This window comes from Thalassobium sp. R2A62 (assembly GCF_000161835.1).
Taxonomy (GTDB): Bacteria; Pseudomonadota; Alphaproteobacteria; order Rhodobacterales; family Rhodobacteraceae; genus Thalassobium.
This window is the reverse complement of the sequence record NZ_GG697169.2, coordinates 2,687,067-2,712,679: the sequence shown is the minus strand read 5'-3', so window position 1 is coordinate 2,712,679 and position 25,613 is coordinate 2,687,067. Positions and strand designations below refer to the sequence as shown.

The 25,613-nt window shown below is 57.0% G+C and carries 29 protein-coding genes; 12 read left to right on the top strand and 17 right to left on the bottom strand.

Translation table 11 applies throughout. The features are described from left to right. Window positions 1-22: 22 nt before the first annotated feature. Window positions 23-928, bottom strand: a complete 906-nt coding sequence (locus tag TR2A62_RS13520) for a LysR family transcriptional regulator (RefSeq protein WP_009159366.1) — start codon at window positions 926-928, stop codon at window positions 23-25. Between the two features lie 170 nt (window positions 929-1,098). Here TR2A62_RS13520 and TR2A62_RS13515 point away from each other — a divergent pair, with 170 nt between their 5' ends. After that, window positions 1,099-1,722, top strand: a complete 624-nt coding sequence (locus tag TR2A62_RS13515; RefSeq protein WP_009158667.1) for a class I SAM-dependent methyltransferase — start codon at window positions 1,099-1,101, stop codon at window positions 1,720-1,722. On the opposite strand, the gene TR2A62_RS13510 is transcribed toward TR2A62_RS13515, so the two are convergent. From TR2A62_RS13510 to ilvD, 5 genes are all read right to left on the bottom strand, one after another. Continuing rightward, window positions 1,719-3,743 (bottom strand): NADPH-dependent 2,4-dienoyl-CoA reductase, encoded by a 2,025-nt coding sequence (locus TR2A62_RS13510; protein ID WP_009159707.1) that lies wholly within the window; start codon window positions 3,741-3,743, stop codon window positions 1,719-1,721. The two genes, TR2A62_RS13515 and TR2A62_RS13510, sit on opposite strands and share 4 nt — an antisense overlap. A gap of 81 nt (window positions 3,744-3,824) precedes the next feature. Beyond that, complete coding sequence (locus TR2A62_RS13505) at window positions 3,825-4,205, bottom strand: hypothetical protein (protein WP_009158080.1); 381 nt, start codon at window positions 4,203-4,205, stop codon at window positions 3,825-3,827. A gap of 10 nt (window positions 4,206-4,215) precedes the next feature. After that, complete coding sequence (locus tag TR2A62_RS13500) at window positions 4,216-4,989, bottom strand: DUF6478 family protein (RefSeq protein ID WP_009160015.1); 774 nt, start codon at window positions 4,987-4,989, stop codon at window positions 4,216-4,218. 91 nt (window positions 4,990-5,080) lie between these two features. Next, on the bottom strand, window positions 5,081-5,752 hold the full coding sequence (locus TR2A62_RS13495; protein ID WP_009158956.1) for a hypothetical protein: 672 nt from the start codon (window positions 5,750-5,752) through the stop codon (window positions 5,081-5,083). A gap of 5 nt (window positions 5,753-5,757) precedes the next feature. Beyond that, entirely contained in the window at window positions 5,758-7,521 is a 1,764-nt protein-coding gene (ilvD, locus tag TR2A62_RS13490; RefSeq protein ID WP_009157431.1) for a dihydroxy-acid dehydratase, read from the bottom strand. Between the two features lie 143 nt (window positions 7,522-7,664). Here ilvD and accD point away from each other — a divergent pair, with 143 nt between their 5' ends. The 6 genes from accD (at window position 7,665) to TR2A62_RS13465 (ending at window position 11,942) form a co-directional block, all read left to right on the top strand. Continuing rightward, on the top strand, window positions 7,665-8,591 hold the full coding sequence (gene accD / locus TR2A62_RS13485; RefSeq protein WP_040820767.1) for an acetyl-CoA carboxylase, carboxyltransferase subunit beta: 927 nt from the start codon (window positions 7,665-7,667) through the stop codon (window positions 8,589-8,591). Between the two features lie 53 nt (window positions 8,592-8,644). Continuing rightward, the gene (locus tag TR2A62_RS13480; RefSeq protein ID WP_223296119.1) at window positions 8,645-8,986 is read left to right on the top strand and encodes a hypothetical protein; all 342 of its coding nucleotides are present in this window, start codon (window positions 8,645-8,647) and stop codon (window positions 8,984-8,986) included. After that, a complete protein-coding gene (locus tag TR2A62_RS13475) occupies window positions 8,983-10,254 on the top strand; it encodes a folylpolyglutamate synthase/dihydrofolate synthase family protein (protein WP_009157578.1) in 1,272 nt (423 codons plus the stop codon). Before TR2A62_RS13480 ends, TR2A62_RS13475 begins: the two co-directional genes overlap by 4 nt. A gap of 169 nt (window positions 10,255-10,423) precedes the next feature. Then, on the top strand, window positions 10,424-11,032 hold the full coding sequence (locus TR2A62_RS13470; RefSeq protein ID WP_009157899.1) for a hypothetical protein: 609 nt from the start codon (window positions 10,424-10,426) through the stop codon (window positions 11,030-11,032). Continuing rightward, on the top strand, window positions 11,029-11,157 hold the full coding sequence (locus TR2A62_RS19425) for a hypothetical protein (RefSeq protein ID WP_255346162.1): 129 nt from the start codon (window positions 11,029-11,031) through the stop codon (window positions 11,155-11,157). The genes TR2A62_RS13470 and TR2A62_RS19425 overlap by 4 nt, the downstream gene beginning before the upstream one ends. 17 nt (window positions 11,158-11,174) lie before the next feature. After that, on the top strand, window positions 11,175-11,942 hold the full coding sequence (locus TR2A62_RS13465; protein ID WP_009160633.1) for a LysM peptidoglycan-binding domain-containing protein: 768 nt from the start codon (window positions 11,175-11,177) through the stop codon (window positions 11,940-11,942). 33 nt (window positions 11,943-11,975) lie between these two features. On the opposite strand, the gene zapE is transcribed toward TR2A62_RS13465, so the two are convergent. Continuing rightward, window positions 11,976-13,028, bottom strand: a complete 1,053-nt coding sequence (gene zapE, locus TR2A62_RS13460) for a cell division protein ZapE (protein ID WP_040820763.1) — start codon at window positions 13,026-13,028, stop codon at window positions 11,976-11,978. Window positions 13,029-13,188: 160 nt separating this feature from the next. Here zapE and TR2A62_RS13455 point away from each other — a divergent pair, with 160 nt between their 5' ends. Then, on the top strand, window positions 13,189-14,427 hold the full coding sequence (locus tag TR2A62_RS13455; protein ID WP_040821553.1) for an MFS transporter: 1,239 nt from the start codon (window positions 13,189-13,191) through the stop codon (window positions 14,425-14,427). Here TR2A62_RS13455 and TR2A62_RS13450 read toward each other — a convergent pair. From TR2A62_RS13450 to mbfA, 7 genes are read right to left on the bottom strand one after another with little or no spacing between them, the layout of a single operon-like run. Next, entirely contained in the window at window positions 14,424-15,353 is a 930-nt protein-coding gene (locus TR2A62_RS13450) for an alpha/beta fold hydrolase (protein ID WP_009158221.1), read from the bottom strand. The two genes, TR2A62_RS13455 and TR2A62_RS13450, sit on opposite strands and share 4 nt — an antisense overlap. Continuing rightward, the gene (locus tag TR2A62_RS13445) at window positions 15,335-16,252 is read right to left on the bottom strand and encodes an ornithine cyclodeaminase family protein (protein WP_009159626.1); all 918 of its coding nucleotides are present in this window, start codon (window positions 16,250-16,252) and stop codon (window positions 15,335-15,337) included. Before TR2A62_RS13445 ends, TR2A62_RS13450 begins: the two co-directional genes overlap by 19 nt. Beyond that, complete coding sequence (locus TR2A62_RS13440) at window positions 16,249-16,869, bottom strand: HAD family phosphatase (protein WP_009159193.1); 621 nt, start codon at window positions 16,867-16,869, stop codon at window positions 16,249-16,251. Before TR2A62_RS13440 ends, TR2A62_RS13445 begins: the two co-directional genes overlap by 4 nt. Next, a complete protein-coding gene (locus TR2A62_RS13435; RefSeq protein WP_009158643.1) occupies window positions 16,866-17,318 on the bottom strand; it encodes a YaiI/YqxD family protein in 453 nt (150 codons plus the stop codon). Before TR2A62_RS13435 ends, TR2A62_RS13440 begins: the two co-directional genes overlap by 4 nt. Beyond that, on the bottom strand, window positions 17,315-18,142 hold the full coding sequence (fghA, locus tag TR2A62_RS13430) for an S-formylglutathione hydrolase (protein ID WP_009160220.1): 828 nt from the start codon (window positions 18,140-18,142) through the stop codon (window positions 17,315-17,317). Before fghA ends, TR2A62_RS13435 begins: the two co-directional genes overlap by 4 nt. Window positions 18,143-18,191: 49 nt before the next feature. Continuing rightward, complete coding sequence (locus tag TR2A62_RS13425; protein ID WP_009159234.1) at window positions 18,192-19,118, bottom strand: AEC family transporter; 927 nt, start codon at window positions 19,116-19,118, stop codon at window positions 18,192-18,194. Between the two features lie 33 nt (window positions 19,119-19,151). Beyond that, complete coding sequence (gene mbfA, locus TR2A62_RS13420) at window positions 19,152-20,129, bottom strand: iron exporter MbfA (RefSeq protein WP_009159060.1); 978 nt, start codon at window positions 20,127-20,129, stop codon at window positions 19,152-19,154. Between the two features lie 157 nt (window positions 20,130-20,286). On the opposite strand from mbfA, the gene TR2A62_RS13415 reads away from it, so the two are divergent. Beyond that, window positions 20,287-20,475 (top strand): hypothetical protein, encoded by a 189-nt coding sequence (locus tag TR2A62_RS13415; protein ID WP_009158024.1) that lies wholly within the window; start codon window positions 20,287-20,289, stop codon window positions 20,473-20,475. Window positions 20,476-20,584: 109 nt separating this feature from the next. Continuing rightward, entirely contained in the window at window positions 20,585-21,208 is a 624-nt protein-coding gene (locus TR2A62_RS13410; protein WP_009159984.1) for a TetR/AcrR family transcriptional regulator, read from the top strand. A gap of 51 nt (window positions 21,209-21,259) precedes the next feature. On the opposite strand, the gene TR2A62_RS13405 is transcribed toward TR2A62_RS13410, so the two are convergent. After that, window positions 21,260-22,372: an S-(hydroxymethyl)glutathione dehydrogenase/class III alcohol dehydrogenase gene (locus TR2A62_RS13405; protein WP_009158907.1), complete on the bottom strand. Its 1,113-nt coding sequence runs from the start codon at window positions 22,370-22,372 to the stop codon at window positions 21,260-21,262. A 115-nt stretch (window positions 22,373-22,487) separates the two neighbouring features. Between TR2A62_RS13405 and TR2A62_RS13400 the strand changes: the two genes are divergently transcribed. Both TR2A62_RS13400 and TR2A62_RS13395 read left to right on the top strand, forming a co-directional pair. Then, complete coding sequence (locus TR2A62_RS13400) at window positions 22,488-22,793, top strand: I78 family peptidase inhibitor (protein WP_009158332.1); 306 nt, start codon at window positions 22,488-22,490, stop codon at window positions 22,791-22,793. Between the two features lie 234 nt (window positions 22,794-23,027). Further along, window positions 23,028-23,369 (top strand): DUF2794 domain-containing protein, encoded by a 342-nt coding sequence (locus TR2A62_RS13395; RefSeq protein ID WP_009157613.1) that lies wholly within the window; start codon window positions 23,028-23,030, stop codon window positions 23,367-23,369. Here TR2A62_RS13395 and TR2A62_RS13390 read toward each other — a convergent pair. Next, window positions 23,366-24,187, bottom strand: a complete 822-nt coding sequence (locus TR2A62_RS13390) for an NlpC/P60 family protein (protein WP_009160743.1) — start codon at window positions 24,185-24,187, stop codon at window positions 23,366-23,368. The genes TR2A62_RS13395 and TR2A62_RS13390 overlap by 4 nt on opposite strands. Further along, window positions 24,188-25,573: a M17 family metallopeptidase gene (locus tag TR2A62_RS13385; protein WP_009158908.1), complete on the bottom strand. Its 1,386-nt coding sequence runs from the start codon at window positions 25,571-25,573 to the stop codon at window positions 24,188-24,190. Between the last annotated feature and the right edge of the window lie 40 nt (window positions 25,574-25,613).

Below are 25,613 nucleotides of genomic sequence, written 5' to 3'. Positions count from 1 at the left end.
TCGAAAAGAGGTCGTCAGGGGGTCACCAAACGTCGGGACCCTTTTCCGCGAATGCGTTGACGAGGAAGTCGATAAAGGCGCGGACCTTGGGCTGGGTAAACCGACCCGGGGGGTAGACCGCGTAGATGCCTTGGGTTTCGACGGGCAGATCAGGGATCGCTTCTTCGACCAGACCCTGCTCGAGCGCGTCAGCATAGAGGAAGGACGGAAGGTAGGCGATGCCTAGACCGCTGGTTGCCGCGTTGAGCAGCGACTGGCCGTCGTTAACGGTGAGCCACCCTGCGGTGCGCACTTGGCGTTTTTCACCTGAGGGGGCTGTCAGCTTCCATACCGCGCCATTCGATTGGTTCGAATAGTGCAGAAGCTTGTGTTCGTTCAGGTCGTCGATTTTCTCGGGACGACCGTATTGTTCAAAGTACTCTGGGCTTGCAACCATGCGGCGGGTCGTCTCGGTCAGCTTGCGAGCGCGCAATGTGCTGTCTTCGAGTTCACCGATGCGGATGGCCATGTCAAAGCCTTCGGAGATCAGTTCAACATAGCGGTTGTTCAACACCATGTTGACGGTGATATCCTGAAATTCATTCAAGAACTCGCCCAAAGTCGGGCTGAGGTGATTGACGCCAAAGTCGGTTGCCACGCTGATGCGCAACAGACCGGATGGGGCCGATTGCATCGAGGTGACAAGACTGTCGGCCTCGCCAGCGTCATTCAAAACGCGGCGGGCGCGGTCGTAGTATGCCAAACCGATTTCGGTCGGGCTGACGCGCCGTGTTGTTCGGTTCAAGAGGCGCGCACCAAGACGCGCTTCTAGTGATGAGACGTGCTTGGAGACGGCGGATTTCGAAATCCCCATCTTTTTCGCTGCGTCTGTAAATCCACCTTGATCCACAACTGTGGCGAAGGCTTCCATTTCCGTGAGGCGATCCATAGCCGCTCCTCTGACTGCTCTTTTCTGAGTGTTGGGTATCTGGGGCAAATCAGGCAGGAATGAGATGGTTCTGAGACGATAAGGCGGTTTCTGTGCGGATTGTTTATGGCACGGAAACAGTGAAACAGCCGTTTCTTGGTGTTTTTGAGTGGTCGGGTTAGGATCAGCGCATGAGAAAAACACCTCATTTAGATGCAGCCTATGCGCTGAGTTCGCCTGACGACAATCGCACGCTGTATGCGGATTGGGCGCAAAGCTATGACGAGACATTCACCGAAGCCACTGGATATGCAGTGCCGCATCATATCGCCCATGAGGCCGCAGCCCGTGGCGGTTTGGGGCCTGTACTGGATGTGGGTGCGGGAACTGGAGCGGTCGCATCAGAGATCGCCGCACGCATTGAACCGATTGATGCGCTGGATTTGTCGCCTGAAATGTTAGAGGTCGCGCGGTCCAAGGGGCTGTACCGCGACCTGATCACTGCGGATTTGACGCAAACGCTAGAGATCACGGATGAAACCTACGACACGATTGTGAGCGCGGGCACGTTTACTCATGGGCATGTCGGGCCGGATGCCTTGGACGAATTGATCCGCGTGGCACGGCGTGGGGCGCTGTTTGTGCTGTCAGTCAATGCCGAGCATTTTGGGGCGCGGGGTTTCACAGCGAAATTCGCGTCGCTCGCGGATCGGATCACCGATGACCAGATCCTGTCGCGCCCGATCTATGGTGGGGCCGCGCCCAAAGGCCATGCGGATGACACCACGAACATCGTGGTGTTTCGCAAAGCCTAGAGTGCAGCGGCCAAACGGGTGCCCTGATCAATGGCGCGTTTCGCATCAAGTTCGGCGGCGACATCTGCGCCTCCGATCACGTGTACCGTAGTGCCAGACGCCTCGAGCGTGTCTGCAAGATCGCGTTGCGGCAACTGACCAGCACATAGCACAATCGTGTCAGCGGCAATTAACGTGGGGTTTTCGCGCGCCTCGCCGAACGACACATGCAAGCCATCTGCATCGATGCCCTCATAGTTAACGCCACCGACCATTTCGACGTTCTTCATCTTGAGCGCGGCGCGGTGAATCCATCCTGTGGTTTTGCCCAATCCAGCGCCAAGTTTCTTGGCTTTGCGCTGCAACAACGTAACCTGCCGCGTCGGCGCATCAGGTTGCGGGCCCTCGGGACGTAGGCCGCCGCGTTGATCAGATGGATCACCGATACCCCATTCCAGTTTCCATGCCTCGAGGTCTTCGGTCAGGCTGTCGTCCGTCACGAGGAATTCCGCCACATCAAAACCAATGCCCCCTGCCCCGATGATCGCGACGTTGTCGCCGACAGGTGCGCCGTGACGCAGCACGTCGATGTAGGACAGCACGTTGTCACCGTCTTGACCGGGGATTTGTGGATCGCGCGGGATGACACCTGTCGCGATGATGACCTCGTCAAAGCTGGCCAGCATGTCGGTGGTCGCGTCTGTATTCAGGCGTAGGGTAATCCCGCTTACTGCGACTTGCGCCTCGTAATAGTCGACGAGACCCCAGAACTCTTCTTTGCCGGGCACTTGTTTGGCCATGTTGAGCTGGCCACCAAGTTTGTCCGCACGGTCGATCAGGGTGACGGCATGACCACATTCGGCCGCCGTCAGTGCCGCAGAGAGGCCCGCAGGCCCAGCGCCGACAACAGCAATCGATTTGGGTGTGTCGGTTCGTGTCAGCGTCAGCTCGGTTTCGTGACAGGCGCGCGGGTTCACCAGACATGACGACATCTTGCCGCTGAATGTATGGTCGAGGCAGGCTTGGTTACACGCGATACACGGCGCGATCATGGCAGACTGACCTGCCTGCGCTTTGGCCACAAAATGCGGATCAGCGAGAAACGGACGCGCCATCGATACCATATCGGCGCAACCATCGGTCAGAACCTGTTCGACAACGTCGGGTGTATTGATACGGTTCGACGTGATGACGGGAATGCTGACTTCGCCCATCAGTTTCTTGGTCACCCAGCTGAACGCACGACGCGGAACGGATGTGGCGATGGTCGGGATGCGGGCCTCGTGCCAGCCGATACCGGTGTTCAGGATTGTGGCGCCGGCTTCTTCGATCGCGCGGGCCAATGTGATGACTTCGTCCCATGTTGATCCATTCGGGATCAGGTCAATCATCGACAGGCGGTAGATCAGGATGAAATCAGCGCCAACAGCCTCGCGGACGCGGCGGACAACCTCGACTGGCAGGCGCATACGGTTTTCATAAGAACCGCCCCAGCGGTCCTCGCGTTTGTTGGTGTGGGTGACGAGGAACTGATTAAGAAAGTAGCCTTCGGAGCCCATAACCTCGACGCCGTCATAGCCGGCCTGTTTGGCACGGGCTGCGGCAGTCGCTATGTCATTGATTTGTTTTTCGATGCCGTCCTCGTCCAGTTCGCGCGGTGGGAATGGCGAGATCGGAGATTTGACCGGAGAGGGTGCGACGCAATCGGGCGCATAGGCATAGCGCCCAGCGTGCAGGATTTGCATTGCGATCTTGCCACCTGCGTCATGGACGCGGTCGGTCACGATGTTGTGGTTGGCGATATCCTCGTCCGTGAATAGACCTGCCGCCCCGGGAAAGACGCCACCCTCTGGGTTCGGAGCCATGCCACCGGTGACCATCAAGGCAACACCACCGCGCGCGCGTTCTGCGTAGAATTCAGCCACGCGATTCCAGTCGCGGGTCTCTTCGAGACCGGTATGCATAGATCCCATGAGTACGCGGTTTTTTAGCGTGGTAAAACCCAGATCAAGGGGGGCTAGCATGTTGGGATAGTCAGTCATCGCAGTGCTCCAAAACGTAGGTATGTCACTGTCTCGCAAATTGACGGGCACGTCACTTAAGACGCGGCGTCACCCAGAGGTCTAGCCGAGGGTTTCAACGCAATGGCGGCGGAATGCCTTTTTCAGCATGTCGAGTTCAGCGCGCAGCAGATCCATTTCCGAACGGAGATCTCCGGCCATGCCGTCACCCGCGAGCAGAGCAAAAGATCCCAGAATAGACGCGTCGCGATCATCAAGAATGAGAAACGTCTGGACGCCATCGCTGATCGTATCCACCGGAATTTCGATACGGACCAACCAATGACCTGCGTCGCGATCCTCGGTGACCGAAACACCGTCGATGGGAGTTTCTAGATGAGTGACCGTTACGCTGGGTTGGAAATTGCCTTCGCCCGAATAGGAAATCACACCTTCCCAAATGCCAGAGGCGAGACGGGTCTCGGTCAATCTGATATCGTTCATGACAGTGTCCTTAAATCTCGGCGCGAGGATAGCGGCTAAAGGTAAGGTCGCGCAGCGTGACCTGATTCATTTCGGGGCCTTCAAAAATCAAATCGATCCAAATCGCATCGACGCGCTTTTCGTTCAGCTTGGTATACGCCAGGTCAAATTCGACCATCGCTTCTTCTTGGTTCAGAGGGATTTCGCGTACGACCTGTTCGGTGTTGGGGCCGTGTTTGATGTTGAGGCGCACAAAGACTTCGAGCGGCTTTTCTACCTCGATCTTCATGTCCATCCGAACGAGGTGCCGTTTGCGCAGGCCAACAGTTGCAGATTCGGGCAAGTCGAGCACAAGACTGAGAAACGAGCCATCAAACCGAAACACGTCCATGCGAAGACCAAAGGGGGCGAGGTCCTCTTCACGGGTGTTGCGCAGCTGGCGCAGGGTCAGTTCAGAGATTTTGCAATCGTGAAAGATGCTGACTTCGCCGCCGATCTTTTGCTTGCTCTTAACGCTCGACATACCCTTGCGGACAAGCGGGCCGCGCCAAAGCTCGGGTCGCCATGACCAATCGGTGCCACCAGGTTTTTGAAATGCGTTCAAGCCAATCCGTGGCAAGGCGAGCCGGCTGTCTGCGACATACATCAATTCATCAAGGTGATGGCGTAGCTGCCCCGCGCGCTGACGCTGGACGCGGAGTTTGCTGAGCTCGGCCGTGTCGGCGCGCCGAGCCGCGCGCGCCCAACGCGACAAAAACCGTCGGTGCAGGAGTTTATCCAGCAATCTCGAACTTGGGGCTCGCATAAAAAGGCAGTTCCTTGGGCACAGTAACGACTCAGACAGGTTTAGCCCATTGAACAATGATGGGAAACTGTTTCCAAAAAAGAAACAACAGTCAGGTTTCGGATGTCACATTCGCAGCGCGCAGGCAGGTCACCATCTCTTTGAGCAGAGCCAGACCCTGTTCTTCGGTCATTGGATTATCCGTCAGGCTGAGTGCCGACAGCGTCACCGCACGCCCCTTGAGATCAAGAAACGCACGCCAACTGGTGGATTGCACACCGTCGAGCATATTGCCGCCCTCTTCGGTGATCTGTACAAAAAACACACCTGCGCCTGCTTCGGTCGCACCGACTTTGACACGGTTGTCGTTGGCAGATGACAGGGTCTGCGCGCCTTCAGGCGAAGATATCAGATCGGCAAGCTCGGCTTCGGCACCGGTGACAAAGGCGCTGTCTGCGTCACCGACCTGAGCCGTCAGAACACCCGCAACTTTGGGGAGGTCTGATGCCTGAGACACGACGGCGCAGCTGGCAAAGATTGCGAACCCGCCACGTGCGTTGCTGGACGGTGTGTCGATACAGTAGCCCGACGGGCCAACCAAATTGATCGCATCACGGCGCACAGAAAACTGGCGGATGCCGTCGGCCGGAAGTTCACCCACGACGGAACCAGACACGCGGGCAGTCACGGCTTCTAAGATTGGGATCTCTGACAAGGTTTCACACCCTGTCAGAGCCAAGATTGCTAGCCCCAGAACTGCGGGGCGACCAAATACACGAAACATTATGGTTAGATGTCCATATAGATGTGACGCTCTTCTTCGGCGCCGGGGTGCGTGGTTGCACCGGTCCGCGCCGGACCAACAAGCTGGGCGTATTTCCACAGCGCACCCGAAGCATACATCGTTTCGCGTGGGCCCGCCCAAGCTGCGTGACGTGCCGCCAGTTCCTCATCCGTCAGGTCGACCGAAATCTCGCCTTTCAGCGCGTCGATGGTGATCAAGTCACCATTTTCGAGCAGAGCAATCGGGCCGCCATGCGCAGATTCTGGGCCAACGTGACCAACACAGAAACCGCGTGTCGCGCCAGAGAAGCGACCATCAGTGATAAGCGCTACCTTTTTGCCCATGCCCTGACCGGACAGGGCGGCAGTCGTTGCCAACATCTCGCGCATACCAGGGCCGCCTGCAGCACCTTCGTTGCGGATGACGAGGACTTCGCCTTCTTTGTATTCGCGCTCTTGTACGGCGGCAAAGGCGTCTTCTTCGCATTCGAAAACGCGTGCAGGGCCGGAAAAGACTTGTTGCTCTTCGTCCATGCCAGCGACCTTAACAATCGCCCCATCGGGTGCAAGGTTGCCCTTTAGGCCGACAACACCGCCCGTTTTGGTCAGCGGAGTGGCGATCGGGTGAATAACAGTGCCGTCTGCTTCGATCTCGATGCGTTCGATCTCTTCGCCGATGGAATAGCCAGTCGCGGTCATGCAGTCACGATGGATAAGACCTGCTTTGTTCAGCTCTTTCATCACAACCATGACGCCACCTGCCTCGTAGAGGTCTTTGGCGACGAATTGGCCACCCGGCTTGAGATCAACAAAGTATGGCGTGTCACGGAAAATTTCGCAGACGTCTTCGAGCGTGAATTTGATGCCAGCTTCGTGGGCAATCGCTGGTAAGTGAAGACCAGCATTGGTCGACCCACCTGTACAGGCCACGATGCGCGCCGCGTTTTGCAGCGACTCGAGTGTGACGACGTCTCGGGCCCGAATGTTTTTCTCGAGCAGGTTCATCACTGCTTCGCCAGACGCGATCGAATACTGGTCACGGGATTCGTATGGCGCGGGGGCACCCGACGACTGTGGCAACGCAAGGCCGATCGCCTCGGACACACAAGCCATGGTGTTGGCGGTAAACTGGCCACCACAGGCGCCGGCAGATGGGCAAGCCACACGCTCGAGTATTTCGAGAGCCGTGTCAGAGAGACCGCCCGCTTGGTGACGGCCAACAGCCTCAAACATGTCCTGAACGGTCAGATCACGGTCAGCGTATTCTGCAGGGACATCGGCACCTTCTGGTGCGCGACCCGGAAGGATCGATCCGCCATAGATGAACACGGACGGCGTGTTGAGACGGACCATTGCCATCATCATACCGGGCAGGGATTTGTCACAACCGGCCAGACCAACCAGCGCGTCATACGAGTGGCCGCGCATTGTCAGCTCGACCGTGTCAGCAATTGCCTCGCGGCTGGCCAAGGATGACCGCATGCCTTCGTGGCCCATCGCGATGCCGTCGGTGACAGTGATGGTTGTGAATTCACGAGGCGAGCCATGGGCCGCTTTAACGCCAAGTTTCACCGATTGAGCCTGACGGTTCAGCGCAATGTTACATGGGGCGGCTTCGTTCCAGCAGGTTGCGACGCCGATCAACGGCTGTGCAATCTCTTCTTCGGTCATGCCCATCGCATAATAATACGACCGGTGCGGCGCACGCGAGGGTCCAACGGACACGTGGCGGCTGGGAAGGTTTGATTTGTCGAATTTGCCCTTGAGCATGGCGCGTCTCCCTCGCGTAAAATTGTCCGAAACGGTCTAAGGGGTCTGGACGCGGTGAACAAGACCCCAGCACATCCACATTGTTTGCAATTCGGCGCAGGCATGGCTATCTGAAACCAACAGAATATACAGAAAGCTGGCCCATGAACTGGATCACCAACTACGTCCGTCCTCGGATCAATTCAATTTTCTCGCGCCGTGACGTGCCAGAAAACCTGTGGACCAAGTGCGATGAGTGCGGAACCATGCTGTTCCACCGCGAACTGTCAGACAATCTAAACGTCTGTACCCATTGCGGACACCATATGCGGATCGCTCCGCGTGACCGGTTCCACGGCCTGTTTGACAATGGGATCTTTGTCGAGATTGACGTGCCTGCGCCTTTGGCTGATCCCCTGCACTTTAAAGATCAAAAGAAATACCCTGATCGTTTGAAAGCGGCGCAAAAGAATACGGGCGAGCAAGACGCTATGCTGGTTGCCGAGGGTGAGATTGGGCGCACGCCTATCGTTGCCTGTGCGCAGGACTTTTCATTCATGGGCGGCTCGATGAGCATGTACGTCGGCAACGCGATTGTTGCGGCCGCTGAACGTGCTGTTGAAATGGGGCGGCCATTGGTGCTGTTTTCCGCAGCCGGTGGTGCGCGGATGCAAGAAGGCATTATGGGCCTGATGCAAATGCCCCGCACGACAATTGCGATTGAGATGCTCAAGGAAGCAGGCCTGCCCTATATCGTTGTGTTGACCCATCCAACGACAGGCGGCGTCACCGCGTCCTATGCGATGCTGGGTGATGTACAGATTGCCGAGCCAAACGCGATGATCTGTTTTGCTGGCGCACGCGTGATCGAACAGACAATCCGTGAAAAGCTGCCCGAGGGGTTCCAACGGGCGGAATATTTGCTGGATCACGGAATGCTGGACCGCGTGACCTCGCGCACTGAGTTGCGCGACGAGCTGGTGACGATTGTTCGGATACTGATGGATATGCCGCCGGCGATCAAAGGTGATCTACCCCCACCGTCAGCCAACGAGACGGACAATGCCGAGGCAGCCGAGCCTAGCGAGTGATGATCGGGCCGCTTTTGATAGGCGGTGGTTTAGGTCTTTTGACAATTGTGGGCATGGCCCGAACGGGCATGATCGCAGAGCGCGCAGCGGCAGCAGTAATGCTGATTGCAGTCGCTTTGTTCTTTCCTGTTTTTGCGTTTGACGCCGGAACGATTTGGGATCAAGTCCTACATATCGGTATTTTCTGTGTGTTTATTATTTGGGCGGTATTTGGGTTTCGGATCGGTGTGCCAGTCATTGCGGCTGGGCTGATCGCACATGGTTTCATGGACGCAGTGTTCCACGCGACACATCACCCTGCCCCTGAATGGTGGCCTATGTTCTGTGCCGGATTTGATGTTGTCGCGGGTGGCGGGCTTTTGCTGATCCACCGCAAAGAGAAGGGTCTCTTATGACGCAAGGATCGGATGTCATTCTCGAGCGCATGATGGCGCTTCACCCCAAGATCATTGATCTAACGCTGGATCGTGTTTGGCGGTTGCTAGAGGCGCTGGACAACCCGCAGAACAAACTGCCGCCCGTCATTCATATCGCTGGCACCAACGGCAAAGGGTCGACGCAGGCTATGATCCGCGCGGGTCTCGAGGCCGCGGGTCTGCGGGTACATGCCTATACATCGCCGCATCTGGCACGGTTTCATGAACGTATCCGTTTGGCAGGCGCGCTGATTTCCGAAGAGTTGCTGACAGATATTCTGGACGAATGTTACGCAGCCAATGGCGGCGAGAGCATTACCTATTTCGAAATTACGACAGTCGCAGCGATCCTAGCTTTTTCTCGGGTACCTGCGGATTACGTCCTGCTCGAGGTTGGCTTGGGCGGGCGCTTGGACGCAACCAATGTTGTGGAACAACCAGCACTGTCAGTCATCACGCCTATCGATATCGATCACCAACAATTTCTGGGCAACACACTGCCCGAAATCGCGGGCGAAAAGGCTGGGATCATCAAACAGGGTGTCCCTTGCGTCATTGGACGCCAACACGAAGAAGTCATGGCCGTGATCGAACATCGTGCGGCCGCGCTGGGTGTGCCGATCATTGCCCAAGGGCAGCATTGGCATATCGAAGCCGAGCGCGATGGCGTCGTGTTCCAAGATGATACTGGATTGCTGGATTTGCCGCGCCCCGCCCTGCCGGGTCCGCATCAAATTCAGAATGCGGGGATGGTGATTGCCGCTCTGCGTCATTTGGGATTGAGGCCCGAGGTTTGCGAGGCCGCTCTGCGCAACGCAACTTGGCCTGCGCGGATGCAGCGGTTGGCGACGGGGCCACTGGTCGATGCTGCAAAGGGCGCCGATCTCTGGTTGGATGGTGGGCACAATCCTGCAGCGGCGATTGCGATTGCCGAAACCTTGGCTGAACATCCTGATCGCGAGACCTATCTGATCACCGGCATGCTCAAGACCAAGGACGTGAGCGGATATTTCAAACCGCTCGCCAGCTTTGCGCGGCATGTCTATGCGGTATCGATCGAAAACGAGGCCGCGACGTTGAGCGCCCAAGAGACCGCAGATGCAGCTATCGGGGCGGGGTTGTCTGCGACACCTATGCCATCAGTCGAAGCCGCCGTCGCGCAGATCGTCCAAGACGCGCCACATGCCCGCATTTTGATCTGTGGGTCACTTTATTTGGCGGGCGACATCCTAAAAACCCACGGCTGACACCCGTCACAGTTGCGACTCACCCTCAAAAAAAGCGAATTAGCGATTCGTTTTTGCTTTGACGAGCGAATCACCTTGCCCCGATATGTTGTGTCACAACCAAAAAGCACTGGGCCTGCCAGCCATTATTTCCAGATAAAGTGCTTTGGACCTCTGGGGGGGCATTAGGATGAAAAAGATTTTAAGGGCGAGCTTTGCGTTCGCGATAATGTTGAGCACCACCGCGCAGGCCCAAAGTGAAGGCACATCTTTTGTCTTCAACGGCCAACGTATGGTCATCACACAGTCGCCACAAATTAACACCGCCGCACTCGCCGCCTTTGCTGAAAGCAGTGAGAATTGCACAGGTCTATGTGAAAATGCGCTGCAAGTGGACAGACGGGTCGCAAAGGTCGGCGAAATTGAACTGATCAAATTTCTGACGTGCCAAGTCGAAGACGGATCGGGCCTGTTGACCGACGCACGCATCCCGCGCGAGCGTCAGGTCGGCTTCATCGTAAGCTCGGTCAATGTTCCAACCCAAACGGTCGCGCCAACTAACCCCTTTAGCGCGCAGATCCTCGCGGCACTGGGCGGCGTACCCCAAGGCAACGGATACGATTTTAGTAACGCCTATGACCTGATGATTTACGATTCGGGCCCGGGTTCAGAGCAGGCGCAGCAATTGGTTGCGTTATTAATCGACGCGAATTTCCCAACGGAAAAGCTCGCATATTACAGAGGCGGAATGCAGGTTTGCGCTGGGCTCGGACTGTCATTCGTTGAACCACAATCATGAGCCAGGATCCAATGTCGCCAAAACTCACAACAAATTTGCCTCACCCCGAAAACGCTTCGGCTGCGGTTCCTAGCTTCTTGCAACGCCCCCAAGAGGCGGCGTCAGCGGCACCCATCGTTGCATAAAATCGGATCGTTCGCGCATGTATGCCTTTGCAGCGATCGGCGTTTTCGCCTTTGTCGTCGGCAGCCTCGTGACCTACCAAATCGCACGCGCCACGTTGCAGCCCACTGTTCAGATCGTCGAAGTGCCTGTCGAAGCAGACACACCATCAGTCGAGAACATCGTGACACGCCTCGAGGCATCCAACGTTTTGACAGCACCTGCAGCCCCACAGGTTGAAACAGGCAACGTCACAACAGCCGAGCCGAACACAACCGACACTGCACGCGACGCCCAAGTCGCCCTGATGCGCAAAGCAGCGGCACGGATCAGCAGCGTCGGTGGCGCAGCGACACTGCAACAAGCGATCACCAACGGTGCGGTCTCTGAAGTGAACCGCGGTCGTGACACTGTCGAAGTCGAAGAACTGCTGCGCAATGCGGCAAACAACGGTCTGATCCAAGTTCCTGATGGTCTGGTAGACAGCCGTGGTTCGGTCGACACACGTTCATTGTTGCTGAGCCTCGTCGAGCAAGCCGTCGACGTATGTGACGGCCTCACATCCAACTGTGGCAACGCGGCGGTCAGCAACGCAGCATTCAACCCAACGGCACCTGCGGCCCGTCCATCTACGAATGGCGAGCCTCAGTTCTACACAGTGGTATCTGGCGATAGTCTCGCTGCGATCTCGCTGCTCTACTACGGAAACACATCGAGCTATAACGCGATCTTCAACGCAAATCGCGGCATTCTGGCTAGCCCAGATCGGAGTCGCATTGGTCAGCGCTTGCTGATCCCTGCCATCTAAGAACACACTGACGGGGCAGGTTGACCAGAGAAGTCAGCCGCCCCACCCATGGCTTTGCATCTCGCGCAGACGGCTGGCCGTTCTCTCGAATTCAAATGTTCCCTCACCTTCGAGATAGAGCATCTCGGGCGTCGCATCAGCGCTGGCGATCAGTTTGACCTGCGCCTCGTAGAGCGCGTCGATCAAGGTCACAAAGCGTTTCGCCTCGTTGAAATTGTCGCGGCCCAAACACGGGATTGCCTCGAGGATCAGCAGCCGCGCAGTTTCAGCAAGCGCGAGATAGTCGGCAGCCCCCAACGGCTGGCCACACAGATCATGAAACCGCGCACGCGCGACACCATTGTGAAACATCGGGATCACGACATCACGCCCCTTGACCCGCAACGTCAGTGGCGCGCCCCGCCCGCCTGTCAGCCCATCCCAGATTGCATCAATGGCCGTACGCGCCGCACCGTCAGCTGGGGTGAAATAAACCGGTGATCCGGCAAGCCGATCCTGCCGATAATCCGTGGGGGACGCCAATTCATGCACGACCATCTGGTCCTTGAGCAGTTCGATAAACGGCAGAAACAGTTGGCGGTTTAGCCCGTCCTTGTAGAGATCATCAGGGATGCGGTTGGACGTTGTCACAACGACCACGCCAGCCGCGAACAGCGCCTCGAACAGGCGCCCGACGATCATCGCATCCGTGATGTCCGTGATCTGCATCTCGTCGAACGCCAAACAACGCACCGTGCGAACCACCTCGGCCGCGACAGGTGCGATGGCATCTTCGACGCCGTCTTTGCGGGCCTCGTGCATGGCCGCGTGAATCTCTTGCATAAAGGCGTGAAAATGGACGCGGCGCACGGGTACATCTAATCCATACACAAACAGGTCCATCAACATTGATTTACCACGACCGACACCGCCCCACAGATACAGCCCTTTGGGAGCTGGCCGCGCTTTGCGGAACCACCCTGTTGGCTTTGCCTCGGTCAGCCCTTCGGCAATTCGATCAAACTGCGCCATCACCAATTCCTGTGCGGGATCAGTGGTCAGCGTTCCTGCCGCCACGCGGGCCTGATAGGTCTGCAACATCGTCATACCCCTGACATACGCGTGCAACGGTCCGCAGAAAAGTCACTATGTCTTGGTTCGTGTCAAAACTGGTGGGGACAGGGCCAATCGGCATATCGCAATTCGTGGGGTGCAGATCACAACTGATGAATTGACCCTCTGTGCAAATTCCCCCAACGTCGCGGCCATGGAACAACGGACCTCTTTGATCACACCTGTCCTAGTTGCGGGCTGCATTATTATCATGACCGGCTTTGCGATCCGGGCGTCATTTGGGGTGTTTCAAATCCCGATCGCTGAAGAGTTCGGTTGGCTGCGGTCTGAATTTTCGTTGGCGATCGCGATCCAGAACCTTGCGTGGGGAATAGGTCAGCCCATCTTTGGTGCGATTGCAGAAAAGGTTGGAGACCGAAAGGCCATCATTCTAGGCGCTGTTACATATGCGGCCGGTTTGATCCTAAGCTCGGGTGCGACAACACCGATCGCGCATCAAATGTACGAAGTATTCGTCGGCTTTGGCATTGCGGGCACAGGCTTTGGTGTGATCCTCGCGGTTGTGGGACGAGCGTCATCAGATGAAAACCGGTCCATGTCACTGGCGATTGCAACGGCGGCAGGTTCGGCAGGCCAAGTCTTTGGTGCGCCGCTTGCAAAATACTTGCTGACATTCCTCACGTGGCAGACGACGTTCCTTGTCTTTGCGGGTTTGATCCTTGCGACGCTGATGACATTGCCCTTTATGCGATCGCCCACAGTGGCGACCAAAGCCGAGCTAGAAGAATCGATGGGCGCGATCCTCAAGAAAGCGTTTCGCGATCCGTCCTATACGTTGATCTTTTTGGGATTCTTTTCTTGCGGCTACCAGCTGGCCTTTATCATCGCGCACTTCCCTGCGTTTGTCACCGAAATGTGCGGACCGATTGCCGTGGGTGGTGTGCTTCATAGCGCAGGTATCACCACCACCTCGGCGCTAGGCGCGGTCGCAATCTCGCTGATCGGTTTAGCCAATATCGGCGGCACGCTTCTTGCTGGTTGGTTGGGCAAACGGTATTCCAAGAAATATCTGCTGGCGGGCATTTATACAGGACGCACCGTGATCGCGGCCATTTTCATTCTCACGCCGATCACGCCTATGACAGTGATTGTCTTTTCGATCACGATGGGATCGCTGTGGCTGGCAACGGTGCCGCTGACCAGCGGTCTTGTCGCGCATATTTACGGGCTTCGGTATATGGGCACGCTCTATGGGATCGTGTTCTTTAGCCACCAGTTGGGCAGCTTCTTGGGTGTCTGGCTGGGTGGGGCGTTGTACGATATCTATGGCAACTACAACGCAGTCTGGTGGGTAGGTGTCGGTGTCGGCGCGTTTTCGGCGATCGTTCACTTGCCGATCAAGGAACGCCCGTTGCCCGCAGCGGCGGCCTAATGTCCGCCGGCCATAGCCTGTTGGATGCTTTCAACGACCTTGGATCCGTGTGTAAACGGCAGGCCGTGATCCGCGTACTGCACAACGTCTTGGCGCGTTTCACGGTTCAGTTGTGCCAATGTGCCCAAGGCACGGATCGGGATGACGCGGTCTTCTTCGCCCCAAATGGCGATCACAGGAATGGCTGACCGTGCGATGCTGCGGTGATCGTCGATCATAAACTCAGCCAACATGTGGCGGCGGCTGGATAACACGGCGGGGGCAAACCCACGGCGATAGGTTTCGGCGCGCTGCAGTTCGTTAATTCCGCCCACTTCGGACGCGACCTTGCGCGACCGAAACAACGCCCACCGGCTGCGCATCGGGCGCACCAAAGCATGCAGCCAATCACCCAGAAACGGCGTTTTGACGCAGAGCTTGGAAAAGGCGCTATCATTTGTCTCGAGCCCCGCAGTCGCCACCAAGAAGAGGCGTGTCAGGCGGCTGGGAGATCGGGCGGCATAGGTGGTCGCGATTGATCCCCCCATCGAATAGCCCATCAAGACGAACTGACCCGTGATCCCTTGATGTTCGAGAAGATCATCCAGCTGCTGCAGGTAAAACGCGCGATCGTGGTCCCCTTTGGGTGCGTCTGAAAACCCACGCCCGTACAGATCATACACCAATGTGCGGTAGCCAAGTTTGGCCAAACCATCCGCGATCTTTTCCCAAACGGGCGACGGCGTGGTGAGCCCGTGGACCGCAACAATGATCGGTCCGTGGGATGGCCCGATCCAACGAAAATGCGTGCGGCCTTGGGACAGGTCAGCCATAGATCCGGGAGCAAAGGCAGTGTCTGGCACCTCGCGACGTGCCTCAAGCACGAACGGGAGAACCGCCAAAACACCAAGTCCGATGAGACCCCAAATCACGTAGCTGCCACCCATTGGTCCAAAACATATTTGCTGACCATCAGGTCCATATGCGCCCCGCCGCCATTTTTGAACATCGTAATGTCCTGTGGTGTTTGGCGCTGGAATTGGTCCAGATCATAGTAGTCAGCCACGATACGATCACGATCGATCACGCCACTTTCAAGTGGTATTTTAATTTCGCCAATATGACCCAGGGTTGTGTCATAACTGTCAACAAATACCCGAGACCTCAGCAACGCGACATCATCAGCCTCGCGCATATCAGGGCGGTAGGCTCCAATGAGATCGAGATGTTGACCGGGTTGCAGCCAATCACCTTGGATCAGGGGCGCGGTCGACATGGTCGCACAAGTAATGATGTCGGCAGACATGACTGCCGTTTCCAGATCAGTCGCCACGTCGACGTTGCTGTATTGCGCGGCAAAGGTGTCAGCGCCTGCGGGCGTTCTGTTCCAAACAACAAAACGCGCCTCAGGAAACGCCGCCGAATACGCCTGTTTCAACGAATGGCCCACGGTACCCGCACCGACGATTAGAATGGTTTCGCTGTCGGGGCGCGCCAGCCGTGTCGCGGCGAGCAAACTGTCACCCGCCGTCTTCCATTTGGTGATCAGGTGAAAGTCGATGACGGCTTCTAGAGAGCCATCCGTGTCCGAGAACAAGCTGACCGCGCCCCCGATCATCGGTTTGCCGTGGTCGCGGTTTCCGGGGAACACAGTCGCGGATTTCACGGCCAACCCCATCCCGTCGATCCATGCTGCGCGAGACAACAGCGTGTCTGTGCCGCGGTAGATGAACGTGTCCTCAACTTGTGCCTTGGGGCGATTGTGACCCTTGGCAATGGCGCGGGTCAGTTCCATCCAATCGAGATGTGCTTCGCCTTCGGCAAAGGGAATGTTGTGAAACGTCATTGAGCTTGCTCCTGCGTTAACAATCCTTCGGCGACCAAACGGTCCGCCCATCCTGCGGGATGGTCAAACAGATGGGTGTGCCAGCCACGTGCAGCGGCGGCATCCAAGTTCTCTTGGCGGTCATCTGCAAAGAGCAACGTGTCGGGTTGTTCTGGCACGTCCGCTTCGAGCTGTGCGTAGATGTCTGCATCGGGTTTGATCACGCCCATATGCCCCGAGATATAGCGCCGTTCGAATTCACCCAGAAACGGATAGACGGGTTCGGCCACATCAAACGTCTGAATGCCAAAGTTCGTCAGAGCATAAACCGGAACACCCGCTGTTCGCAGAGCGCGCAGCAAACGGACAGAATGGGGGATCGCCGGTGCGGCCATTTCGATCCAACGGTCGTGCCAAATACGGATTTCGGCCTCAAACTCGGGATAGGCTGTTGCGGTGTCGTAGATTACATCGCGAAACGTCTCGCCCCGATCCACGCGGTCGTTCATTCCGTGCAAATCAACCGCTGCAAACATGGCGCGGCGGCGGTCCTCGCCCACAACCCTGTCAAAGAACCGTTCAGGTTGCCATTCGATCAGCACATTTCCGATGTCAAAGATCACAGCCTTGATTGTCATGGTGTCTCTCGTGCGGCAGCGCGCAGTTCACGCTCTAACGCGTCAAGAAAACGCGAGCGGTCAGTTTTGGAAAACGGTTTGCCACCCCCTTGGCGAAACGGATCGGCCGCGCGCATGTCGGCCATCAAATCGCGGGTTGCCAGCACATTGCCGATGTTGGCCTGTGTCAGTGCCTCGCCGTTGTGTTTGAGAACCCGTGCTCCAGCCTCAACGCATTTGGCGGCCAGTGGGATGTCACCCGTAATCACCACATCGCCCACGGTGGCGCGGTCAGCGATCCACATGTCTGCAATGTCGGGACCGTCTGGGACGATCACGGTTTCGACCAATGGATTTTGCGAAGGGCGCAAGCCGCCGTTTGAAACGATGAACATGCGGGTTTGATGTCGCGAGCCAACCTTTTCGACCTCGGACTTTACCGGGCACGCATCGGCGTCGACGTAAATCATGCCCAGAGCGCCTCGGCGTGGAAGCTCACGTGGTCCTCCATAAAGGTTGAGATAAAGAAATAGCTGTGGTCGTAGCCCTTTTGCAGCCGCAACAGGCCGTTTTGACGTGCATCTGTCATCGCTGCCGCGAGCGCCGTGGTTCCAAGCAAATCCCAGAATTGGTCATCGGTTCCGGTATCGATCAGCATTGGACCGTCAAACCCGCCGTCCTGCATCAAAAGGGTTGCGTCGTGAGGGCCCCAGTTTGCTTCGTCACCCCAATAGGCCGCGAATTGTTTGCGGCCCCAATCGCTGGCCGTTGGGTTGCAGATCGGCGCAAATGCCGACACGGAACGGAACCGCCCCGGCAATGACATGGCCAAGGTCAACGCACCATGGCCGCCCATCGAATGGCCCGTGATCGATTGACGGTCCATATCCAATGGAAAGTTCTCGCCCAAGAGCGCGGGAAGCTCTGTCGCGATGTAGGACCACATCTTGAAGTGTTCGGACCATGGCGCCTCGGTTGCGTCGATATAGAACCCTGCGCCTTGGCCCAGATCATAGGCATCGTCGTTGGGGACACCGTCGCCGCGCGGAGATGTGTCAGGGAAGACAAGGGCAATGCCCTGTTCGGCCGCCCATGCCTGTGCGCCTGCCTTGGTCATGGCGTTTTCGTGGGTGCAGGTTAGACCGGACAAGAACCACAAAACGGGGACGGGTCCATCGCGTGCCTCAGTAGGCAAGAACACGGCAAAGGTCATGTCACAGTTGGTGGCGGTCGATGCGTGTTTATAGACGCCCTGCGTTCCACCAAAACAGATGTTTTCTGAAATCGTTTCCATGACGAGCCCCTTTATTCATGCGTGTTGAACTAGGGCTAACTTAGACGCCCTAAATTGTCACCCATGCAATCACAAATGACACCGTCAGAACACTGATCGCGGTCGAGATCAGGATCGATGCTGACACCCGTTGAGGGGCGACGCCGTAGTGCTGTGCGAGGATGTAGACGTTGCCCGCAACAGGTAAGGCGGCGGCGGCGATCATGACGCCAGCGGCATAGGGATCAACTGAGAACACCAGTAGGCCTGCGACGGCCACAGCGGCCGGGTGTAGCACCAATTTGCAAAGGCTGAGCCAACCCGCAACGCTAACCCGTTCGGCAGATTTGCTGGCAAGAGAGGCCCCAATCGCAAACAATGCACCAGGGGTGGCTGCCGCACCGAGCAGAGCCAAAAATTCGTTCATGGGCGCAGGGATCGGTATCCGCAGGGTGGACCAGATGAGGCCCAACGTGATTGAGACAATCATTGGATTGGAGACAAGACCCAAGCCCACGGTGCGCAACATACCCAAAGACATTCGACCGTCGCGCGAGCCTGTGATCAAGATTACGATGAGGCTGCCAAACACCATCAGATCAACCGCAAGGACCAGCATCACTGGCCCGATTGCGGCCTCGCCCAACAGCAAGACTAGCATGGGGATACCTAGAAATCCGACGTTGCCGACCACTGCGCATTGGGCTTCGACGGCGGCCTCTTCGATCCCGCGCTTGCGCAATAAGGCGACAAGCGTGGCAAGCAAGTAAACAACAAACGAGCCCCAGAGGTAGGCAACGACAAGCGGCCAGTTCATGATCTCGGCCAACGATAGATTTGCCGAAAACCGGAACAGCATTGCCGATAGGGCAAAGTAGAAGACAAACTTGGTCAGGTAAGCGGTTGCTTCGGGTGTAAAAAACCGCGTGCGTCCTGCCCCATAGCCTAGACCGATGAGCGCAAAGAAGGGCAGTGTTTTCAGGAATATCTCAATCACGCCCGAGACCTAGCATATCTTGGCCTGCGCGCGCTAGCCCGAGCCGATCAAGACACCCGCGGCAAAGACCAATGCACCGCCGAGAACAACCTGAAACGCCGCACGAAAGAACGGCGTGTTCATGTATTTGTTCTGGATCCACGCGATCGCCCAAAGCTCGACAATCACAACAAAGATCGCAACCGTGGTCGCCGTCCAGAAATCGGGGATCAGATAGGGCAGCGCGTGACCCAAGCCGCCCAGCGTGGTCATGACACCAGAGGCCACACCGCGTTTGATGGGCGAGCCGCGACCCGAAATCTCACCATCGTCTGACGCAGCTTCGGTAAAGCCCATCGAGATACCGGCGCCAACAGATGCGGCGAGACCCACAAGGAATGTGGTCCACGTGTCTTGAGTCGCAAAGGCCACCGCAAAGATCGGCGCAAGGGTCGATACGGAACCGTCCATCAAACCCGCTAAGCCCGGTTGCACCCATGTCAGCACAAATTGTTGGTGGGCGGCGGACGCTTCGGTATAGCGGTCATCCTCGGTTAAATGTTCATCTGTCAACTCTTGGGCGCGTTCGGAATGACCGGCCTCAGCAGCGGCGAGATCACCGAGCAGTTTGCGCGTAGCGGCATCTGTCGTGGCTGCAGCAGCCGAGGTGTAGAACCGTGCGGCGTCCCGTTCCATCTGTTTGGCCTCGTCGCGGATACGGTCCAGCGACAGGTTTTCGATCAGCCAGACAGGGCGGCGTGCATAGAAGCCCGAGACATGTTCACGTCGGATCAATGGGATCACATCGCCAAAGCGTGCGGTGTGCAGGTCGATCAAAGCGCGGCGGTGACCGTCCTCTTCTAACGCCATCCCGTCAAAGACCGCCGCCGATGAGGGAAAGTCAGCGCGCAGATGTTCCGCATAGCTGCGGTAGATACGTGCGTCGTCCTCTTCGGATGAGATGGCGAGGGCCAGAACCTCTTGCTCTGACAGGTCGCGGAAACGACGTCGGTGTTCAAATCCGAGGATCATGACGGGGCCTATTAGTTTAGAATGTTTCTAAAGTAGTGACGATGGGAAATTTAGCAAGTCAGAAAAGTGAACCGTTTAGTTCATTTACATCTTGCAAAGTGAACTGATCGGTATAGATAGGAAACTGAACCAACCAGTTTAGTTATGGAGACCCCAGATGAAACCGACCCTGATTGCCCTGACCGCCGCACTCACACTGACACTCGCCGCACCGGCCTCGGCTTACGGACTGGCTGTGACGTTGCCGAACCTGTCATTCCCCGAGACACCCTCCACCCCTGATGTTGGCCAAGGCTGCGTTAATCCCGCGACCCTGACCCAGTTGGGTTGCGCAGCCACTGAATAATCCCTGCCCTCTATCAGCACATTTGGCGGGTCTTCGGGCCCGCCTTTTTTGTTGTCTTGTTCGAGCTGAACCAAACAGTTTATAGTTAGATTTCCACACAGGAGCCTTTATGACCGCAATGCGCCCCACCGTCCGCAAAGGACGCAAATTCGACCAAGTGCTAGAAGGCGCTCGTGACGTCTTTATGGCCGATGGCTTCGAAGGGGCGAGCGTGGACGACATTGCGCGCAACGCTGGCGTGTCCAAGGCGACGCTCTATAGCTATTTCCCCGACAAACGCTTGCTGTTTATGGAGGTCGCCAAAAACGAATGCCGCCGCCAAACAGAGATGGCGCTTGATGAAATTGATATGAGCCTGCCTGCTGACGAGGTGCTGACCATCATCGCGCAGCGGTTCACGTCGTTCCTGTTTTCCGATCTGGGACAACGGGTGTTTCGCATTTGCGTCGCCGAGGCCGACCGTTTTCCTGAATTGGGCCGCGAGTTTTACGAGACAGGCCCCGAGCAGATGCACAAGCTGATGGTCGAATTCCTGCAAAAGGCGATCGCACGCGGAGAGCTACAGATCGACGATTGCCATTTGGCCGCTGATCAATTTGCCGAACTGTGCAAAGCGGACATGTTCCCGCGTCTAGTGTTTGGGATTGATACGGAATTTAACGAGACCGAGATCAATCGCGTGGTCCACGGTGCTGTTGATATGTTCATGTGCCGCTACAAGGCGACCGCATAAACGCAAAACGCCCGGAACACGTCCGGGCGCTTTGACGATTTCCAGAATAGATCAGTAGACCACGACCGAGCGAATGCTTTCGCCAGCGTGCATCAGATCGAATCCTTTGTTGATGTCATTCAGGCCCATTGTGTGGGTGATCATCGGATCGATCTCGATCTTGCCGTCCATGTACCAATCGACAATCTTTGGCACATCCGTCCGACCGCGTGCACCGCCAAAGGCCGTACCGCGCCAGCTGCGTCCTGTGACAAGCTGGAATGGACGGGTCGAGATTTCGGCGCCAGCAGGAGCCACACCAATGATGATGCTTTCGCCCCAGCCTTTGTGTGCAGATTCCAGCGCGGTGCGCATCACGTTCACATTGCCTGTCGCATCAAAGGTATAGTCGCCACCGCCGCCCGTTAGTTCGACCAGATGGCCAACCATGTCGCCGTCAACGTCGTTAGGGTTCACGAAATCAGTCATGCCGAAACGCTCGGCCATTGCTTTTTTGTCGTTGTTCAGATCGACACCGACGATTTGGTCCGCACCCGCGAGGCGCAAACCTTGGATCACGTTGAGGCCAATACCGCCCAGACCAAAGACAATCCCAGTCGAGCCGATTTCGACCTTGGCTGTATTAATGACCGCGCCGATACCGGTGGTCACACCACATCCAATGTAGCAAATTTTGTCAAAAGGCGCGTCTTTGCGTACTTTGGCCAGTGCGATTTCCGGCAGAACCGTGTGGTTCGCAAACGTCGAACACCCCATGTAGTGCAGGATCGGCGTGCCATCGAGCATGGAAAAACGGCTGGTACCGTCAGGCATAAGTCCCTGCCCTTGGGTCGAACGGATCGACTGGCACAGGTTCGTTTTAGGGTTCAGACAATAATCACAGGTCCGGCATTCCGGCGTATAAAGCGGAATCACGTGATCGCCGACCTCGAGTGACGTCACACCCGGGCCAACCTCGACCACAACGCCCGCGCCCTCGTGCCCTAGGATCGCAGGGAACAGCCCTTCGGGATCAGCGCCAGAGAGGGTAAATTCATCTGTGTGGCAAATGCCAGTGGCTTTGATTTCGACCAGCACCTCTCCAGCGCGGGGGCCATCAAGATTTACGTCCATCACTTCGAGCGGCTTACCAGCTTGTAATGCAACTGCAGCTTGGGTTCTCATTTGGGTCTCCCTCCCTCATTCTTCGTCTTAAAAGTCTAATAAAGTGCAATTCAATTCAAGCGCTCAATTCTGTGTGCTATGAAGCATGAAACAAGACCGAGTGGAGCGGAATAAAATGAGAATTGGGATCACAGCCACGGCGCTGGCATTGCTTGTCTCAGCGTGCACACCGGCAGACACTGAAACACCGGCACCCGAACTGAACGGGCCAGCCTTTCCAACGGGCGTATACGACAGCTGCAAAGCCTCTGAATACAAGCAATTCATCGGCCAAGATGCTACAACCTTGGAAACCGAACTGATCCTTGCGCCTGTACGGGTGATCTACCCCGGCTCGCTTGTCACCCAAGACCTGCTGACCAAGCGGATCAACTTTATGGTCGACGGCAACAACACGATTTATCAAATCACCTGTGGCTAAATGCAGAAAAGGCCCTGCCTCGCGGCTGAGCCCATCTGTTCGCGAAACACCCTGAACCTGACGAACTGGGTGGGGGCTAGAATACCGCCATGCCCAAGGGTGCGTTTCGCTTGAGACAAGTTTGGCAGGTGATCTAGGCCGCTTTGGGGTTCGTGAAGGGTTTTTTGGTGGTCTATTCGCGGCCAAACAAAGGCATGGCTTGATTTGCGAGCCGAATGACGCAACTCTGTTCATATGAACGCGCAGCCCCCCTCTCCGTTTCCCGGACGTGCCCCTGAACAGATTGCTTTCCACCGGACCGAGCTGGGTGTGATCCTATCGCTCTATGGTCGGATGGTGGCCGCTGGGGAATGGCGTGACTACGGAATTTCCCATCTTCGCGATGTTGCTGTGTTTTCAGTTTTTCGTCGAACGGCGGAACATCCACTGTACCGCATAGAAAAGCGCCCCAAGCTACGGCTCAAGCAGGGGCAGTATTCTGTGATCGGTTTGGATGGACAAATCTTGAAACGCGGAAACGATCTGAAAACGGTTCTGCGCGTGCTTGAACGCAAGCTGATCCGCGCCGTTGACTAGAGCCTGCGGCGTTTGGTGACAGGGCCGTCGCCCTGAGCCTCAATTCTGATTTTGGCGGATTCAATCGGCTCATAAACCGTTGCCATATGATGCGCGTTGGCGTGCAAGAGCGTGTCGGCATCGACCAAGACTCCGACGTGACCCTTCCAAAAATAGAGATCCCCGCGTTGGCGGTCGGCGTCCAGCGCGATCTCTTGGCCTAGCGTTGCCTCTTGCATGTCGCTGTCGCCAGCACAGTCGATATCGCAGGCATGGCACGCCGCTTGGATCAGACCCGAGCAGTCGATGCCGCTGGTGCTGTTGCCACCCCAGAGATAGGGCACGCCAAAATGCAGCTGGGCCGCCGTCACAAAATCCGCCATCGGATGATCGATTGGGCGCAAATGCTTTTTCGGAACAAACCCAAGCGTCGTTTCGAACATCTTGGGGCGTTCATCTATCACCGTGACGCGCGCGCCGAACACCACGCGCTGCAGATCAACGGACTTAAAGCTTTCGGCGGCGTAGATATGCGTTGCAGGTGTGCTGACCAAATGGGTGGGTGCCGCGGTTTGGGCCAGCGCATCCTCGGCGATATAGCCAACATAGCCATCGCGCACCGACCTGACAAAGCTGTGCCCTTCATGTGTCTCAAGAACGTCCAACTGGGCACCGAGCAAGACCTGCCGATCGCGTTTTCCGTTCGGGCGGGCAAGGAGGTCAGCAACGGTATCGGCCACGTACATCTGTATCCCGATGTCATAGCGCGGCGCATCGGCGACACCGGCCAGCGACATGTGGGCGACCCGATCATTGGCAAAGGTTGTGCGACGGTCCATTTACAGCCCCAAGATTTCTGGCAGAGCGTTCAGGATCGCGCGGGTGCCTTGGCCGACCCCACCCTTGGGGCGCGCAGGCGCAGCGCTGGGTTGCCACCCGTAGATATCAAAATGCACATAGCGCGGGCTGTTTTCGACAAACCTACGCAGGAACAAGGCCGCAGTGATCGTCCCCGCGAACCCACCTTTTGGCGCGTTGTCTAAATCAGCGATTCCCGGTTCGATCATCGATTCATAGGGATCATGAAACGGCAATCGCCACACCGGATCAGCATTGGCCGCAGCCGAGGATTCGATCGCGGTCGCGGTCGCTGCATCGTCGGTGAAATAGGGGGCAAGATCTGGCCCAACGGCCACCCGTGCAGCCCCGGTGAGGGTCGCCATAGAGATGATACAATCGGTCGGCTCTTCGTCCGCGAGCGCGAGCGCATCTGCAAGAACAAGCCGGCCCTCGGCATCTGTGTTGTTGATTTCAACTGTCAGCCCCTTACGGGAGGTCAGGATATCTTGGGGGCGGAAGGCATTGTCGCTGATGCTGTTTTCCACGGCTGGGATCAAAACACGCAGTCGCAATTCCAGCCCCGTCCCCATGATCATATGCGCAAGACCCAGAACCGCAGCCGAGCCGCCCATGTCCTTTTTCATCAGGCCCATTGATCCACCCGGTTTGATGTTCAAACCGCCAGTGTCAAAGCACACACCTTTGCCCACGAGAGTAAGCTTGGGGCCAGAGGTGCCCCATGTCATATCAATCAAACGCGGGGCGCGATCGGCGGCGCGGCCCACCGTGTGGATCATAGGGAAGTTGCCAGCCAACAGGTCATCGCCCTCGGTCACGCTGATTGTTGCGTCATGTTGTTGGGCCAGTTCACGCGCCGCAGCTTCGACGTCGGGTGGGCCCATGTCTGATGCAGGCGTGTTGATCAAATCGCGGGTCAAAAACTCGCCCTCGGCCATTGCGATGACTTTGGCCGCGTCCACCGTCGCCGGTGTCTGAAGCGCTGCGCGAGCGGCAGGTTGAGCACGGTAGCGGTCAAAACGGTACTGACTCAGCAGCCAACCAAGCGTCGCTTCTTCTAAATCTTCGGGCGCAATGCCTCCGGCGATATGATAGGTCCCTTGGGGCAATTTGGCAGCCGCCGTTGCGAGGTGGAATCGACCGCGACGCCGAGCCGATGCTGTTCCCATTCCTGCAAGCGCCAAGGCGATGTTGCCATCTGCGTCTGGCACGGTCGCAACCGAGCCCAAGGCACCCGTAAACCCCTGTGCCGTAACCCATGCCTTTTGCGCAGGCGCCAGGCCCAATGCGGACAGATCAAACGCCTCTGACGGAACCGCGAACAGTGGGATGGTGTCTGTATCGCTAGCAGCAAAAGAAGGGGACATGGCACGACGCTCCTGAAGTCAGTTTTCGGCTAGCCTAGAC